Source organism: Variovorax xiamenensis (genome assembly GCF_050916385.1).
In the GTDB taxonomy this organism is placed as follows: domain Bacteria; phylum Pseudomonadota; class Gammaproteobacteria; order Burkholderiales; family Burkholderiaceae_C; genus Variovorax.
The window spans coordinates 4,214,216-4,230,618 of the sequence record NZ_CP139038.1 but is presented as its reverse complement, the minus strand read 5'-3'; the positions used below and the strand labels follow the sequence as shown (position 1 = coordinate 4,230,618).

15 protein-coding genes are annotated in these 16,403 nt (G+C 67.4%); 13 read left to right on the top strand and 2 right to left on the bottom strand.

Going from position 1 to position 16,403, the window contains the following annotated elements; all coding sequences use genetic code 11:
* Nucleotides 1–559 precede the first annotated feature (559 nt).
* Nucleotides 560–997 carry a hypothetical protein gene (locus tag SFB74_RS19280; protein ID WP_432725855.1) on the top strand — a complete coding sequence of 146 codons (438 nt, stop codon included), beginning with the start codon at nt 560–562 and terminating at the stop codon, nt 995–997.
* Between the two features lie 271 nt (nt 998–1,268).
* Complete coding sequence (locus SFB74_RS19275; protein WP_432725854.1) at nt 1,269–1,565, top strand: hypothetical protein; 297 nt, start codon at nt 1,269–1,271, stop codon at nt 1,563–1,565.
* 470 nt (nt 1,566–2,035) lie between these two features.
* Here SFB74_RS19275 and SFB74_RS19270 read toward each other — a convergent pair whose 3' ends face one another.
* The gene (locus SFB74_RS19270; RefSeq protein WP_432725853.1) at nt 2,036–2,350 is read right to left on the bottom strand and encodes a hypothetical protein; all 315 of its coding nucleotides are present in this window, start codon (nt 2,348–2,350) and stop codon (nt 2,036–2,038) included.
* Between the two features lie 235 nt (nt 2,351–2,585).
* Nucleotides 2,586–3,410: a ferritin-like domain-containing protein gene (locus SFB74_RS19265; protein WP_432725852.1), complete on the bottom strand. Its 825-nt coding sequence runs from the start codon at nt 3,408–3,410 to the stop codon at nt 2,586–2,588.
* 263 nt (nt 3,411–3,673) lie between these two features.
* Between SFB74_RS19265 and alaS the strand changes: the two genes are divergently transcribed.
* The 11 genes from alaS (at nt 3,674) to SFB74_RS19210 (ending at nt 16,400) form a co-directional block, all read left to right on the top strand.
* Nucleotides 3,674–6,298: an alanine--tRNA ligase gene (gene alaS / locus SFB74_RS19260; RefSeq protein WP_432725851.1), complete on the top strand. Its 2,625-nt coding sequence runs from the start codon at nt 3,674–3,676 to the stop codon at nt 6,296–6,298.
* Between the two features lie 63 nt (nt 6,299–6,361).
* The gene (locus SFB74_RS19255; protein ID WP_432725850.1) at nt 6,362–7,378 is read left to right on the top strand and encodes a 2-dehydropantoate 2-reductase; all 1,017 of its coding nucleotides are present in this window, start codon (nt 6,362–6,364) and stop codon (nt 7,376–7,378) included.
* Nucleotides 7,379–7,432: 54 nt separating this feature from the next.
* Nucleotides 7,433–8,692: a D-amino acid dehydrogenase gene (locus tag SFB74_RS19250; RefSeq protein ID WP_432725849.1), complete on the top strand. Its 1,260-nt coding sequence runs from the start codon at nt 7,433–7,435 to the stop codon at nt 8,690–8,692.
* 179 nt (nt 8,693–8,871) lie between these two features.
* A complete protein-coding gene (locus tag SFB74_RS19245) occupies nt 8,872–9,855 on the top strand; it encodes a Bug family tripartite tricarboxylate transporter substrate binding protein (protein ID WP_432725848.1) in 984 nt (327 codons plus the stop codon).
* 31 nt (nt 9,856–9,886) lie between these two features.
* Nucleotides 9,887–10,702 (top strand): SDR family oxidoreductase, encoded by an 816-nt coding sequence (locus tag SFB74_RS19240; protein WP_432725847.1) that lies wholly within the window; start codon nt 9,887–9,889, stop codon nt 10,700–10,702.
* A 38-nt stretch (nt 10,703–10,740) separates the two neighbouring features.
* Entirely contained in the window at nt 10,741–11,289 is a 549-nt protein-coding gene (locus tag SFB74_RS19235; RefSeq protein WP_093200616.1) for a cupin domain-containing protein, read from the top strand.
* Between the two features lie 11 nt (nt 11,290–11,300).
* Nucleotides 11,301–12,161, top strand: a complete 861-nt coding sequence (locus tag SFB74_RS19230) for an alpha/beta fold hydrolase (protein ID WP_432725846.1) — start codon at nt 11,301–11,303, stop codon at nt 12,159–12,161.
* Between the two features lie 41 nt (nt 12,162–12,202).
* Nucleotides 12,203–13,045 carry an IclR family transcriptional regulator gene (locus SFB74_RS19225; protein WP_432725845.1) on the top strand — a complete coding sequence of 281 codons (843 nt, stop codon included), beginning with the start codon at nt 12,203–12,205 and terminating at the stop codon, nt 13,043–13,045.
* A 10-nt stretch (nt 13,046–13,055) separates the two neighbouring features.
* On the top strand, nt 13,056–13,895 hold the full coding sequence (locus SFB74_RS19220) for an SDR family oxidoreductase (RefSeq protein ID WP_432725844.1): 840 nt from the start codon (nt 13,056–13,058) through the stop codon (nt 13,893–13,895).
* Nucleotides 13,888–15,588 carry a thiamine pyrophosphate-binding protein gene (locus SFB74_RS19215; protein ID WP_432725843.1) on the top strand — a complete coding sequence of 567 codons (1,701 nt, stop codon included), beginning with the start codon at nt 13,888–13,890 and terminating at the stop codon, nt 15,586–15,588. Before SFB74_RS19220 ends, SFB74_RS19215 begins: the two co-directional genes overlap by 8 nt.
* A 14-nt stretch (nt 15,589–15,602) precedes the next feature.
* A complete protein-coding gene (locus SFB74_RS19210; protein WP_432725842.1) occupies nt 15,603–16,400 on the top strand; it encodes an aspartate dehydrogenase in 798 nt (265 codons plus the stop codon).
* The last annotated feature ends 3 nt before the right edge of the window (nt 16,401–16,403 follow it).

The window sequence follows — 16,403 nt, the reverse complement described above, 5'->3', positions numbered from 1 at the left end:
TGGGGCGGGCTGGGTTTGCGCGATTACGACAGCAACGCGACTGATCGGCTGATCCAGGTCAGCATCTCAACGGTGATCGGCTGGGGCGCCAGACTCCGAGATCTATTCGGACTTTGTGTGGCAGATGCGTGCCGCTGACCAGTGGAACCCAGCACTCAAAAGAAAACCCGCCGAGGCGGGCTGAAAGGACAGCCGGAGGAGGGAGGAGGGAGAGGGATGGCTGCCCTTAGACTATTTTAGTAAATTTGTTTTCAATTTGAGTGCCCTGGAGGAAACAGAGTTTGAATGCTCCGGCTCGCCGGCTCTCGACCATCGGGTTCACTCCAACTGTCTGGGGCGCGGTGGCAAGATGCTGTGCAGGGCCCTCCAAGCATGCCGACTAGGCGTAGGTTTTAGTGGAAGTGAGGTCGTTTTCATTGGAGGGGTGAGGCCTTACATTGAACTACACCCATATTCAGTGATCGCTTGGCACAGGCCTGTGTTCGACGGCGAACGCAAGATGGATGCACGCCTCGAGGTTATCGTCTGCTAGGCAGGGACCCAACACGCCACACCAAGCATGAAATCCAAGCCCATCCGACTCATTCTTCACGCGTTCATCGCCCTGTCAGCAGGCCCGACCATCGCCGGAACGATCACCTGCACCCCCGCCCCGAGCAGTTCTGGCCCGGCCCCCTGGATCCGCAAGATCGCCATCGACGAGCACTCTCGCACCGTCAACATGGACATCGTCCGCCACAGGACTAAGGACGCGGACACCATGGGCAAGATGAGGGCTGAATTGCTGAGCATGGACGAGATCCAGGGCGGGGAGCCCGCCTACGTCTTCAATGCGATTCCCGTCTCGGGCGACGAGGTCACGAGCCTCTTCAAGCTGTTCAAGGCAGGCGAATGGCGGTTGATAAGCGCCGGGGTGGTGTTCATCGGCAAGGTGCCGACGCTGCGGGCAATCGAGCCGGGCAGGGTCTTCGATTGCAAGCGCTCGGACCTTGGATAGCCTGGCTGAAGTCGTTTCCTAAAATTTTTTCGAACGCTGCCTCTTTCGCGGGCATCGTGTTGCAGGCCACGCCAGACAACGCTTCCGAGCGATGCACACACAGTTTTCCACAACGTTGTCCCCATCGAGACGGGAAAACGTGTCATGGCCTTGTGGTATGGCGCGGTCAAGGAGAAAAAGGGTAGGGCGAGGGTAGGCGCGCGCCGACAGACTCGGCGGCGCGCGGGGAGGAACATGAGCTGCACCGCATCCCTGCGGAAAGGAGCGTGAAATGACGTTCGACTTCTTGTTTCGCCCGAATCACACCGCGTACCTCCGACGCGCGGCGGCCCTCCTGGAAGAAGCCCAGATGGCGCGCATCGAGCATCAGGCGGCGGCAGAGCATCACAGCGCACTTGCCCGGATGTACGCCGAACGCGTCAGGCGTCTTGAGAACGAGCTCTATCGCCAGCCGCAGGGCGCGGCGCACGCAGGAGGGTTGGCGGCGGAAGCCGGCTCCCCGGACGAGCGGCCCCAGCTGTATTCGCTGGACGGAAGCCGCAAGCCCGGGCTGACCTCGGCGAGCTGAGGCGGCGAGGCTGGCTGCCGACTCCGGCACCGGCTGGGGTCGCGTTGCGGCGCGGCAGGCAAAAAAATACCCGCCGAAGCGGGTTCGAGTAGCCCTGGTGGGCCTGCTCTAAGCACTGACAGAGAGCTCTTCTTTTATGCGGCCCTGTTGCGTGACAGCATCGGTATCGTCGGCGCTCGCCTTGGGTGCGTGTGTCAGCCGGAAACAGGTAGTCGCCGTAGGACACTTATTAAAACGTGAACTATTTGGCAGTTTTGCGGGGTTGCCGGGCCTTTGGTGGGTATGCGGGCAGATTCGTCGATTCGAAGTGTCGGTGCCGTCCGACAAGGCCGCGGCGCACGAAGCCCTAGATTTTGCTGGCTCGCTTTTGAAATGCGAGTTCTCTGTGCGTGACAGCACTCAAGAGGTTCAACCCAGCCTAGCGCTGGGTTTTTTTTTTTTTTGCGCGGGGCCTCGTCGTCGCCCTCTCTTCAGAAAAGCTCGAACCGGAAGGTGGTCGTCTGCGGCTGGCTGAGAAGCGGCGTCGCGATCTCGCTCGCGTGCTCCCATGCTTCGCGCCAGAGGCGGGCGTTGGCGATCTGTGTGTCGCTCATCGAGTCGAGTCCGGATTCGAGCTGGTTCAGCCATGCCCGATAGCACTTCACGAGGCGCGGGGAGGTGCCGATGCGCTGCTCGAGCACCCGCAGGAACGTGAAGCGCACCTCCATCAGGTCACGGATGGTCAGGCTGGAGCCCTCCAGCCTGACTGTGTAGAGCTGCTCGCGGTTGGCTGTGTGATCGAACATCGGACGCGCATGCAACAAGGCTGCGAGCCGACTTGCCAGGGGCGCGATGCAGCCGCGCTTGTCCGAAGGAAGGTCTCAGGCCTTGTCTCTATCTGGATAGAAAGGGGGTGACCGGAAATATTAGCCAAGCACCTGTTGTGCGAAATGGAATCCGGGTTCCGGTTTGTCGCTATGCCTGAATGCCTTGCGCGCCAACGGCACTCGCTGTAAACGCCGGTGTCGCTCAGCGAGCCGGCTACCGCAGGAACACGTGTTCCATGAACTGCCTGATCGGGTACTGGATCACCGTCTGCACCTTCGCCGGCAGTTCCAGCGGCCGCATCAGCATCTTGAGCGTGGTGCCCGCGCTAAGGTGGGAGCGGATGGTGCTGTTCATGTCGGCGCTCAGGCGCTGCACGTAGGCCGTGTCGTCGGCTCGGTCGGGCGAGCGCGTTCTTACCACGTGGCGGATCGCGCAGTCGGCATCCTCGCTCTTGAGTTCGAGCGTGCGCCGGCCGATGGTGCCCATCACGCGCAGGCGGCCCAGCTTCTCCTGCTCGCGGTAGCGCCGGTAGTAGCGGTAGAAGTGCTTGTAGTGATTGACCTCGTCGGTCGCGATGCGGGTCGCCAGGTCCTGCAGCACGGGCTCGTCGGTGCTGCGGGCCATGGCGCGGTAGTAGGTGGCGGTGCCGGTCTCGACCACGCAGCGGGCGGTCATCTCGAGGGCTCGGGTGGGGGCGAGCAGCTCGACCTTGCAGTAGGTCGCGTACTCCTCGAGAAAGTTGCGATAGGCGGTGTCCCAGTCGAACTCGGGCCACACGTGGCGCACGTAGGCGCGCAGGGCCTTGCCGTGCTGGAGTTCCTCGAGTTCCCAGTGCTGCGAGAGCCAGTCGGTGACCTCTTCGTCGCCCCGGAAGAAATCCACCAGGTTGTGCGTGTACAGGTCCGAGCCGCTTTCGATGAAGGAAGCGGAGGTCACCAGGTAGAAGAGGTTCTCGTCCGGGCGAACCTTGTCGAGCGCGATGCGCGAGAAATCCAGGTCTTCGATCGTCCAGTGCCGTTCGGCATCTTGGCTTGCCATGCGAACTCCTTGATCTTTTTGTCCGTACAAGTACGGATGGCGCAGACCGTCTTTGGTTCTCGTTTTTTGCGCCAGGACACATATTAGCCGTGGAGTCCGGATCGTGCCGTCTTCCGGGAGGCCCCGGCCGGCGCGGGCGGCATGGCCAAACCTATAATCGTTTGTTCAAGCAAATCAAGCAGTTAGGCCGGTTCGCCGCAGTGGGTTCGACATGAGGGTCGCCATCGCCGCGCCGCCCTCGACGGCAGAAGACGAATCCAAAGATGAGCCAGCCCACATTCACGGTCGCGGACATCCGCAAGACCTTTATCGATTTCTTCGCCTCCAAGGGCCATACGGCGGTGCCGTCGAGCCCGCTCGTGCCGGGCAACGACCCGACGCTGATGTTCACCAATTCGGGCATGGTGCAGTTCAAGGACGTGTTCCTCGGCACCGACAAGCGCCCCTACAACCGCGCAGCCTCCGTCCAGGCCTGCCTGCGCGCTGGCGGCAAGCACAACGACCTCGAGAACGTGGGCTATACCGCCCGCCACCACACCTTCTTCGAGATGCTGGGCAACTGGAGCTTCGGCGACTACTTCAAGCGCGAATCGCTCACCTGGGGCTGGGAGCTGCTCACGCAGGTCTACAAGCTGCCGGCCGAGAAGCTGCTGGCCACGGTCTACCACGAGGACGACGAGGCCTACGACATCTGGACCAAGGAAATCGGCCTGCCCCCCGAGCGCGTGATCCGCATCGGCGACAACAAGGGCGGCAAGTACAAGTCCGACAACTTCTGGATGATGGCCGACACCGGCCCCTGCGGCCCCTGCTCCGAGATCTTCTACGACCACGGCCCGCACATCCCCGGCGGCCCTCCGGGCAGCCCCGAGGAAGACGGCGACCGCTTCATCGAGATCTGGAACCACGTGTTCATGCAGTTCGACATGCAGGAAGACGGCAGCGTGGTCAAGCTGCCTGCGCCCTGCGTCGACACCGGCATGGGCCTGGAGCGCCTGGCCGCGATCCTGCAGCATGTGCACAGCAACTACGAGATCGACATCTTCGACGCGCTGATCAAGGCCGCCGCACAGGCCACCGGCACGCAGGACCTGTCGAACAACTCGCTCAAGGTGATCGCCGACCACATCCGCGCCACCTCGTTCCTGGTGGCCGACGGCGTGATCCCGTCGAACGAAGGCCGCGGCTACGTGCAGCGCCGCATCATCCGTCGCGCCATCCGCCACGGCTACAAGCTGGGCCAGAAGAAGCCCTTCTTCCACAAGCTGGTGCCCGAGCTCGTACGGCTCATGGGCGCGGCCTACCCCAAGCTGGTGGCCGATGAAAAACGCATTACCGACACGCTGAAGGCCGAGGAAGAACGCTTCTTCGAGACGCTGGCCAACGGCATGGAAATTCTCGACGCCGCACTGGCCGGCGATGCCAAGACGCTGCCGGGCGACGTGGCCTTCAAGCTGCACGACACCTACGGCTTTCCGCTCGACCTGTCGGCCGACGTGTGCCGCGAGCGCGGCGTGAGCGTCGACGAGGCCGGCTTCAACGCCGCCATGGAAAAGCAGAAGGCAGCGGGCCGCGCAGCCGGCAAGTTCAAGATGGACCGTGCCGTCGAATACGCCGGCGCGGGCAACACTTTCACCGGCTACGAGAGCCTGGAGGAAAGCGCCAAGGTCGTCGCGCTGTACCTCGAAGGCGTGGCCGTCAATGAGCTGAAAGAAGGCCAGAGCGGCATCGTCGTGCTCGACACCACCCCCTTCTATTCGGAAAGCGGCGGCCAGGTCGGCGACCAGGGCGTGCTCGTCGCCGAAGGCGTGCAGTTCGGCGTCGAAGACACGCAGAAGATCAAGGCCGACGTGTTCGGCCACCACGGCACCCAGACCCAGGGCACGCTGAAGGTTGGCGACGCGGTCAAGGCCGCGGTCGACACTGCGCGCCGCGCCGCGACCATGCGCAACCACTCGGTCACCCACCTGATGCACAAGGCCCTGCGAGAAGTGCTGGGCGGTCACGTGCAGCAGAAGGGCTCGCTGGTCGATGCCGACAAGACGCGCTTCGACTTCGCGCACAACGCGCCCGTCACGCACGAACAGATCCTCGAGATCGAGAAGCGCGTGAATGCCGAGATCCTCGCCAACTCCGAGACGCACGCCCGCGTGATGGACATGGAGTCGGCCCAGAAGACCGGCGCGATGATGCTGTTCGGCGAGAAGTACGGCGAGACCGTGCGCGTGCTCGACATCGGCACCAGCCGCGAACTGTGCGGCGGCACCCACGTGGGCCGCACGGGCGACATCGGCCTCTTCAAGATCGTGAGCGAAGGCGGCGTGGCCGCCGGCGTGCGCCGCATCGAGGCCGTCACCGGCGCGAATGCGCTCTCCTACCTGCAGGACCTCGAATCGACCGTGCACAGCGTGGCCGCCACCCTCAAGTCGCCGGCCGCCGAACTGCAAGGTCGGCTCTCGCAGGTGCTGGAGCAGGTGAGGGCGCTCGAACGCGAAGTGGGCGCGCTCAAGGGCAAGCTCGCCTCGTCGCAGGGCGACGAACTCATGTCGCAGGCCGTGGACGTCAAGGGCATCAAGGTGCTGGCCGCCAAGCTCGACGGCGCCGATGCCAAGACGCTGCGCGAGACCATGGACAAGCTCAAGGACAAGCTCAAGACGGCTGCCATCGTGCTGGCAGCCGTCGACGGCGAGAAGGTGCAGATCGCTGCTGGCGTCACGGCCGACAGCACGGCCAAGGTCAAGGCCGGCGAGCTGGTCAACTTCGTGGCCCAGCAGGTCGGCGGCAAGGGCGGCGGTAAGGCCGACATGGCCATGGCCGGCGGCACCAACGCGGCAGGCCTTCCGGCCGCGCTGCAGTCGGTGCAGGCCTGGGTCGCCGAACGCGCCTGACGATATCCACGCCGCCGGCTTCACCACCCATCACCCAAGACGAAAAGAAAGCACAAGCACTTCATGCCAGACGCGATCCCCGGTGAAGTGCTTGTGATGGGGGCCGGCACCATCGGGTGCTTCATCGGCGGGAGCCTTGCGGCGGCGGGCGTGCTCGTCACCTTCGTCGGCCGTCCGCGCGTGCTCGAGAAGCTCGCCAGGCATGGCCTGACGCTCACCGACATCGATGGAGCGAAGCACACGCTGCCTGCCGACAAGCTGCGCCTGTGCGGGCAGGTTCCCGCCGGTGCGCGGCCTTCGCTGGTGCTGCTGTGCGTGAAGAGTGGCGCCACCGCCGAGGCCGCGGGCGAGCTGGCCTTCGCGCTGCCGGCGGGCACCGCGGTGATCTCGCTGCAGAACGGCATTTCCAACTGCGCGGCCGCCGCGCAGACCGGCCCTTCGCTCAATGTGCGCGCCGGCATGGTGCCCTACAACGTGGCCGAGATCGGCCCGGGCGCCTTCCACCGCGGCACCGGCGGCCGGCTGGCCGCCGAGGACGATGCGGCGCTGCGCCCCTGGCTTCCCATCTTCGAGCGCGCCGGCGTGCCGCTCGACCTGCATGCCGACCTGCTGCCCGTGCAGTGGGGCAAGCTCATGCTCAATCTCAACAACCCGGTCAACGCGCTCTCGGGCCTGCCGCTGCGCGATGAACTGATGCAGCGCGGCTACCGCCGCTGCTTCGCGTCGCTGATCGACGAGGCGCTGGGCATCCTCAACGTCGCGGGCATCGCGCCGGCGCAGGTCGCGGCGGTGCCGGCGCACAGGCTGGTGAGCCTGCTGCGGCTGCCGGACTGGATCTTCCGCATCGTCGCGGCGCGCATGCTGCGCATCGACGCCAAGGCTCGTTCCAGCATGGCCGACGACCTTGCACTTGGCCGTCGCACCGAGATCGACGCGCTCAGCGGCGAGGTGGTGCGCCTCGCGCAGGAGCACGGCCTGAGCGCGCCGCGCAACGCGCGCATGGTCGCGCTGCTCGAGGCGTGGCCGCAACAGCCGAAGCGCTGGACGGCACGGCAATTGCAGGACGCGCTGGGCCTGTAGCGTCCGGCCCTGTACCCTCGGCTGCGTCACGGCAGCTTTCAAGGGGTTGTTCTCATGCAGGTCCTGATTCTCGGCAGTGGCGTCATCGGCACCTCGATCGCGTACTACCTCGCGCGTGCCGGTCACGAGGTGACGGTGCTGGAGCGCCAGCCGGCGCCCGCGCTCGAAACCAGCTTCGCCAATGCGGGTGAGGTTTCTCCCGGTTACTCGGCGCCGTGGGCCGCGCCCGGCGTGCCGATCAAGGCCGTCAAGTGGATGCTGATGCAGCACAGCCCGCTGGTCATCAAGCCCATGCTCGATCCGGCCATGTGGCGCTGGGGTCTCGCGATGCTGCGCAACTGCACGCAGGCGCGCTACGAGATCAACAAGAGCCGCATGGTGCGGCTCGCCGAATACAGCCGCGATTGCCTGAAGGCGCTGCGCGCCGACACCGGCATCGCCTACGACGAGCGCATGCAGGGCACGCTGCAGTTGTTTCGCACGCAGCAGCAGCTCGACGGCACCTCGAAGGACGTCGAAGTGCTCCAGGCCTCCGGCGTGCCCTACCAGTTGCTCGACCGCGAAGGCTGCGTGCAGTACGAGCCCGCGCTCGCGGCGGTGAAGGGCAAGTTCGTCGGCGGCCTGCGCTTGCCGGGCGACGAGACCGGCGACTGCTTCAAGTTCACGCAGGCGCTGGCGAAGCTGGCTGAAGCCGAGGGCGTGAAGTTCAGGTTCGGCGTGAACATCCAGGCTCTCGAGCACGATGCGGCCAGGGGCGTGACGGCGGTGCGCACCGACGCGGGCAGCTTCACCGCCGAGCGCTATGTGGTCGCGCTCGGCAGCTACTCGCCCGCGCTGGTCAGGCCGTTGGGGATCCGGCTGCCGGTGTACCCGGTCAAGGGCTTCTCGATCACCGTGCCCATCACCGATGCCGGCGGCGCGCCCGAATCCACCGTGATGGACGAGACCTTCAAGGTGGCGGTCACGCGCCTGGGCGACCGCATCCGCGTGGGCGGCACCGCGCAGCTCTCTGGCTTCGACCTGCAACTTAACGAGCGCCGACGCGACACGCTCGAGCACGTCGTGACCGATCTCTTCCCGCGAGGCGGCAACGTGCGCGACGCCTCCTTCTGGACCGGCCTGCGCCCCATGACGCCCGACGGCACGCCGGTGATCGGCGCCACCCGCGTTCCCAACCTGCTGCTGAGCACCGGCCACGGCACCCTCGGCTGGACCATGGCCGCCGGCACCGGCCGCGTGATGGCAGACCTGATCGCGGGCAGGGCGCCCGGCATCGACATGGAAGGCCTCACCGTGGCGCGCTACGGCGGCTGACGCTTCCTCCTCCCTCACGCCAACGCAGGGCGGCCCCAAAAGGCCGCCCTGTTTTCGTTGTGACACAGGGATTCGGGTTTTCCCTTAGTCATGAAGTTGTCTTCTTCGATATTCTTCATGGCGTTCCATTAATAAATCGTTGTTTCTTTAGTGAAACAAAACCCGATCGAACGGACACGATGAAACAGACACGCCGCCATGCCATCGCCGCTGCCATTTCCATGGCCGCCGCTTGCGCCTCTGGACTCGCCTGGGCAGCCGACAGCTACCCGGCCAAGCCGATCACGCTGGTCGTTGCCTATCCGGCCGGTGGCGACACCGACGCGCTGGCCCGGCTCTTCGCCGAAAAGTTGTCGACGCGCGTCGGCCAGCCCGTGGTGGTCGACAACCGCCCCGGCGCCAGCGGCATCATCGGCAGCGCCTATGTGTCGAAAGCCACGCCCGACGGCTACACGCTGCTGCTCGCGCCCAGCACCTTCTCGATCGCGCAGCTGGTGCTGAAGACCAACGGCTCGGGCTACGACGTGCTGAACGGCTTCACGCCCATCGTGCAGACGGGCAGCCAGCCGCTGTTCCTGGTGTCTGGCGGCAACAGCGGCTTGGCCGGGCTGAAGGACGCCGTGGCGGCCGGCAAGGGCGGCAAGTCGTTGAGCTACGCGAGCCCGGGCAGCGGCTCGCCGATGCACATCCTCGGCGAGATGTTCGCCCGCGCCTCGGGCGCCAGCCTCGCGCATGTGCCCTACAAGGGCGTGGCACCGGCCATCAACGACGTGCTGGGCGGCCACGTGCCCGTCACCTTCATCACGCTGGGCCCCGTGGCGCCATACCTCGCCAACGGCAAGCTGCGCCCGCTGGCCGTGGCCTCGGCCCAGCGCTCGCCGCTCGCGCCCAACGTGCCGACGCTGGCCGAGCAGGGCTACAAGGATGTCGAGGTGACCGCCTGGAACGGCCTCTGGGGCCCGCGCAACCTGCCGCCCGAGATCGTGAAGACGCTCAACGGCCACTTCAACGAGATCCTGAAGATGCCCGAGATCGTCTCGCGCATGGCCGTGCTCGGCACCACGCCCGTGGGCGGCGACGCCGACGTGCTCGGCAAGACCAACGCCGCCGACTACGCGCGCTTCGGCAAGGTCATCAAGGAGCTCGGCATCCAGGCCGACTGACCTGCACGACCGATCCACGCACCTCACTCTCATGACCGAACTCAAAGCCATCGCCGACCCGTCCAGCCTGCAGGCGCTGCTGGCCGAATTGCCCGCCAACCTGCTGGCCGGCCGCCGCGTACTCGTGACCGGCGGCGCACGCGGCCTGGGCCTCGCCTTCGCGCAGTGCATCGCCGCCGCGGGCGCGAGCGTGGTGCTGGCCGACATCCTCGGCGAGCTGGCCGAGACCGAGGCGAAGGCGCTGCGCGACGCCGGCCGCAATGCCCACGCGCTGCCGGTCGACCTGTCGAATCCGGGTTCCATCGTGGCTTGCGCCGACGAGGCGATCCGCCTGCTCGGCGGCCTCGACGGGCTCGTCAACAACGCGGCCATCACCAACTCGGGCGGCAAGGACGCGCACCAGCTCGAGATCGACATGTGGGACCGCGTGATGAACGTCAACGTGCGCGGCAGCTGGCTCATGGGCCGCGCCTGCCGCGCCGCGCTGGCCGAGAGCGGCCGCGGCACCATCGTCAACCTCGCCTCCGACACCGCCCTGTGGGGTGCGCCCAACCTGCTGGCCTATGCGTCGAGCAAGGGCGCCGTCATTTCCATGACGCGCTCGCTGGCGCGCGAATGGGGCGGCGACAACATCACCGTCAACGCCGTGGCGCCCGGCCTCACGCTGGTGGAAGCCACCGAATACGTGCCGATGGCGCGCCACCAGAAATACCTCGAAGGCCGCGCCATTCCGCGCGAGCAGCAGGCCGCCGACGTGTGCGGCGCCACCGTCTTCCTGCTTTCCGGCCTCGCGCGCTTCGTGACGGGCCAGTTGCTGGCCGTCAACGGCGGCTTTGCGATGCACTGAAAGCACGCCCCGATTTTTCCGACCAAGGAGTGAACCCGATGAGCGATCTGTCCGAACAGCAGAAGATCAACGAAACCGCCGCCAGCAGCCTGGCGCAGCCCGAAGGCAGCAGCCTCGCGGAGTGGATGAACACCCGCATCGCGCGCTACGAAACCCGCAAGTACGACTGGGACGCGCTAAAGTTCCAGGCCGACTTCGACCCCAAGTTCCGCCGCGCCCAGATGCGCTACGTGGGCACCGGCGGCACCGGCGTCGCGAAGGACGTCAACACCGTGCCCGCCGAGCACTTCACCTTCTCGACCATGGTGATCCCCGCCGGCCACGAAGGCCCGCCGCACCTGCACACCGACGTGGAAGAAGTGTTCTTCCTGATCCGCGGCAAGCTCAAGGTGGTGATCGAGAAGGACGGCGAGCGCTTCGAGACCATCATGACCGACCGCGACCTGATCTCGGTGCCGCCCGGCGTGTACCGAGAAGAGATCAACATCGGCGACGAGGACGCGCTGATGTGCGTGATGCTCGGCGCGAAGAAGCCGGTGACGCCGACCTATCCGGCCGATCACCCCCTCGCGAAGATCAAGCGCTGAACGGGCTGGCCATGAGCAACGCCGCCGCATCCGATGCACTGACCCTGCCGGCCTCCAAGCTGGCACGGCTCGACGCCGACTTTCCGGCCCGCGATGTCGCGGTCGGTGGCGGCGCCGTGGTGTCGGTGCGCGAGTGCGGGCAGGGCCCGGCCGTCGTGTGCCTGCACGGCATCGGCTCGGGCGCCGCGTCTTGGATCGACACCGCCGCGTTGCTCGCGCCGCAGGCCCGCGTGATCGCGTGGGACGCGCCGGGCTACGGCTGTTCGACGCCGCTCGAGGTCGACTCGCCGGCCGCTGCCGACTACGCGGCACGCCTGGGCGCCTTGCTCGATGCGCTGGAAATCGACTCGTGCGTGCTGGTCGGTCATTCGCTCGGTGCCATTACCGCAGCGTCGGCCGCGCGCAGCGATTCGCGCATCCGTCGCCTCGTGCTCGTCAGCCCGGCCATCGGCTATGGCGCGGCTTCCCGCGCGGAAGCCCGCGCCAAGGTCCGCACCGAGCGCCTTGCCACGCTCGACGAACTCGGCATCGCCGGCATGGCCGCGAAGCGCTCCGGCCGGCTGGTTTCCGATAAGGCCACCGGCCACGCCCGCCAGTGGGTGCGCTGGAACATGGGGCGCCTGAACGACCGCGGCTATCGCCAGGCCATCGAGCTGCTGTGCAACGCCGACCTGCTGTCGGACCTGCCGCCGCCCATGCCGGTGCGCGTGGCCTGCGGCGCGCTCGACGTGGTCACGCCGCCGTCGGCCTGCGAAGAAGTCGCGCGCAGGTGCGGAGTGCGGCTCGAATTGGTGGACGATGCGGGCCACGCCGGCTATGTGGAGCAACCACAGGCCGTCGCCAAGCTGCTGCGCGAATCGATCGCCGGCTGACCGCAACCCACACAGAGACATCCGAGGAAGGAACCACTGGCATGGCCAACAACAACGACGGCAACGAAGCGATGGAAGAGGGCGCCGACCGCTACAACGTACCCGCGCTGGAGCGCGGACTGCGCGTGCTGTGCGAGTTCAGCCGCGAAAGCCGCACGCTCTCCGCGCCCGAGCTGGCGCGCCGCTTCGACCTGCCGCGCTCCACCGTCTTCCGCCTGCTCACCACGCTGGAGAACATGGGCTTCCTCGAGCGCACCGAAGGCGGGCGCGACTACCGCCTGGGCCTGGCCGTGCTGCGCCTGGGCTTCGAATACCTCGCTTCGCTGGAACTCACCCAGCTCGGCACGCCGCTGCTCAACCGCCTGTGCGACGAGCTGCGCACGCCCTGCAACCTGGTGGTGCGCGACGGCCGCTCCATCGTCTACGTCGCCAAGGTGGCGCCGCCCACGCCCTTCGCCAGCTCGGTCACCGTGGGCACGCGGCTGCCGGCCCATGCCACGGTGCTGGGCCGCATCCTGCTCGAAGACCTCACGCTGCCGCAGCTGCGCGCGCTCTACCCCGAAGAAAAGCTCGAGACCTTCTCGCCGAGCACTCCTAAGACCGTGAACGAGCTCTTCGACATGGTGCAGGCCGACCGCCAGCGCGGCTACGTGCTGGGCGAGGGCTTCTTCGAATCGAACATCTCGAGCATCGCCGCGCCGGTGCGCGACCACAGCGGCCATATCGTTGCCGCCCTGGGCGCCACCGTCACCGCCAGCCACATCGAGGAAAGCCGCATCGACGAGATGGTGCAGCGCGTGCGCGTCACGGCCGACGAGATCTCCGGGCTGCTCAATTACTCGCCTGCGCGCACCGCCAAGGTGGTGCCGCTTCGCTCCGCATGACCCTGAAACCATGACAGACCAGGCTCTTCCTTCCTCTTTCTTTGCCGCCGATGCGCTGGCCGGCCGCGTGGCCGTGGTCACGGGCGGTTCGTCGGGCATCGGCCTGGCCACCGTCGAGCTGCTGCTCGGCTGCGGCGCCGCGGTCGCGCTGTGCGGTCGCAATGCCGAACGGCTCGACGGCGCCGTGGCCGGCCTGCGCAGGCAGTTCCCGGACGCGAAGCTGTTCGCCCAGCCTTGCGACGTGCTCGACGCCGCCTCGGTCCGCTCCTTCGCAGCCGCCAGCGAAGCCGCGCTCGGCCCGGCCTCGATGCTGGTCAACAACGCGGGGCAGGGCCGTGTCTCCACCTTCGCCGACACCGACGACAAGGCCTGGACCGAAGAGCTCAACCTGAAATTCTTCTCCGTCATCAACCCCACGCGCGCCTTCCTGCCGCAACTCACCGCGCAGCGCGCGGTGCTGGGAGATGCCTCCATCGTCTGCGCCAACTCGCTGCTGGCGCGCCAGCCCGAGCCGCACATGGTCGCCACCTCGGCCGCGCGTGCCGGCCTGCTGAACCTCGTGCGCTCGATGGCCACCGAATTCGCGCCGCAGGGCGTGCGCGTCAACGGCATTCTGATCGGACTCGTGGAGTCGGGCCAGTGGCGCCGCCGCTTCGAGGCGCGCGAAGACAAGTCGCTCGACTGGGCCGCATGGAGCGGCCAGCTCGCGAAGAACAAGCACATCCCGCTGGGTCGCCTGGGGCTTCCATCCGAAGCCGCTCGCGCGATCCTTTTCCTCGCTTCGCCCCTCGCGTCGTACACGACGGGCAGCCACATCGACATTTCCGGAGGCCTGTCACGCCATGCATAACCCCAGCAACACCGTCACCGTCGGCGCCGTCGTCGCCGCCTTTCTCGAACAGTGCGGCGTCAAGGCGGCCTTCGGCGTGATCTCGATCCACAACATGCCGATCCTCGATGCCTTCGCGCAGCGCGGCACGGTGCGTTTCATCTCGGCGAGGGGCGAGGCCGGCGCGGGCAACATGGCCGACGCCTACGCACGCTCCACCGCCAGCCTGGGCGTGTGCATCACCAGCACGGGGCCTGCCGCGGGCAACATCGCGGGCAGCATGGTCGAGGCCCTGACGGCCGGCGCGCCGCTGCTGCACATCACCGGGCAGATCGAGACGCCGTACCTCGACAAGGGCATGTCGTACATCCACGAGGCGCCCGACCAGCTCACCATGCTCAAGGCCGTGTCGAAGGCCGCGCTGCGCGTGCGCAGCGTCGAGACGGTGCTCGGCACGCTCAAGCGCGCGGTGCAGCTCGCGCTGACGGCGCCGACCGGCCCGGTCAGCGTCGAGATCCCGATCGACATCCAGTCGGCGCTGACCACCATGCCGGCCGACCTGTCGCCGCTGCCCATCGAGCGCCCGGTGCCGTCCGCCGCCGCACTCGACGCGCTGGCCGCGCGCCTCGCCGTTGCCCGCCGCCCGATGCTGTGGGTCGGCGGCGGTGCCCGCCACGCCCGCGCCGCCATCCAGCGCCTGCAGAAGCTCGGCTTCGGCGTCGTCACCACGACGCAGGGCCGCGGCACGGTGCCCGAGGACGACGCCGGTTCGCTCGGCGCCTACAACATCCAGAAGCCGGTCGAGGCCCTGTACCAGACCTGCGACGCGATGCTCGTGGTCGGTTCGCGCCTGCGCGGCAACGAGACGCTCAAGTACGAACTGAAGCTGCCCCGCCCGCTGTACCGCATCGACGCCGACGCCGCAGCCGAAGGCCGCTGCTACGCGTCCGAAGCTTTCGTCTGCGGCGATTCCGCGCTGGCCCTCGAAGGCCTGGCCGACCGCCTCGAAGCCGCCAAGTACAAGGCCGACCCGCAGCTGCTGGTCGACCTGCGCGCCGCGCATGACCAGGCGGTCGCGGCGCTGCGCGACGGCCTCGGCCCGTACGCCGAACTCGTGCGCCAGCTCCAGTCTGCGGCTGGCCGAAACTTCAACTGGGTGCGCGACGTGACCGTCTCCAACAGCACCTGGGGCAATCGCGAGCTGCGCGTCTTCGAACCGAGCGCCGGCGTGCACGCCACGGGCGGCGGCATCGGCCAGGGCATGCCGATGGCCATCGGCGCCGCCATCGGCGCGGCGGTGACCGGCTCGGGCCGCAAGACCTTCTGCCTGGCCGGCGACGGCGGCTTCATCCTGAACCTGGGCGAGCTGGCCTGCATGGTGCAGGAGAAGGCGCCCATGGTGATCGTGCTCATGAACGACAAGAGCTACGGCGTCATCAAGAACATCCAGGACGCGCAGTACGGCGGCCGCCAGTGCTATGCCGAGCTGCACACGCCCGACTACGACCTGCTGTGCAAGTCGATCGCGCTGCCGCATGCCCGCGTGCAGGACCTGGCGGACCTGCCCGCCCGCCTCGGCGAGGCGCTGGCGAGCGAAGGCCCGTTCCTGCTGGAGATCGACATGCTCTCGATCGGCAGCTTCAAGACCACCTTCGCCGGCCCGCCGACCAACACGGTCACGCAGATCCCGGCGCTCGGCACGGCCGGCAAGTGAGCGAAGCCCGTTCCATGTCCACCCCCACGCGCATCGCACTCGTCGGCTGCGGAGCCATCGGCACCTCGGTGCTCGAACTGCTCCGCGGCGATCCCGCCCTGAAGGTGGTGGCTGTCGTCGTGCCCGCCGACGCCGTTGCCGCCGCGCAGAAGGCGGCACCCGACGCGCAGGTGGGCAGCGCATTGCCTGCCGCCGGCATCGACCTCGTGGTCGAGACCGCGGGCCATGCCGCCATCGAGCAGCACGTGTTGCCTGCGCTGGCACGCGGCACGCCCTGCGTGGTCGCCTCGGTCGGCGCGCTGTCGGCCGCCGGCTTCGCCGAGAAGCTCGAAGCCGCGGCCATCGCCGGCAAGACGCAGGTGCAGCTGATTCCGGGCGCCATCGGCGCCATCGACGCGCTCGCCGCCGCCCGCATCGGCGGCCTCGACAGCGTGCGCTACACCGGCCGCAAGCCGCCGCAGGCCTGGAAGGGCACGCCGGCCGAGCAGGGGCGCGACCTCGGCGCGCTGGCGCAGGAAACCGTGATCTTCGAAGGCAGCGCGCGCGAAGCGGCCTTGCTCTACCCGAAGAACGCCAACGTCGCGGCCACCGTCTCGCTCGCGGGGCTGGGGCTCGACAGGACGATGGTTCGCCTCATCGCCGATCCGGCCACCGCCGAGAACGTGCACACCGTCGAAGCCGAAGGCGCCTTCGGCAGCTTCGAGCTGACCATGCGCAACAAGCCGCTCGCGGCCAATCCCAAGACATCCGCGCTGACCGTGTACAGCGCCGTGCGCGCGCTGCGCAACCGCGTCGCCGCGCTTGCTATCTGAGTA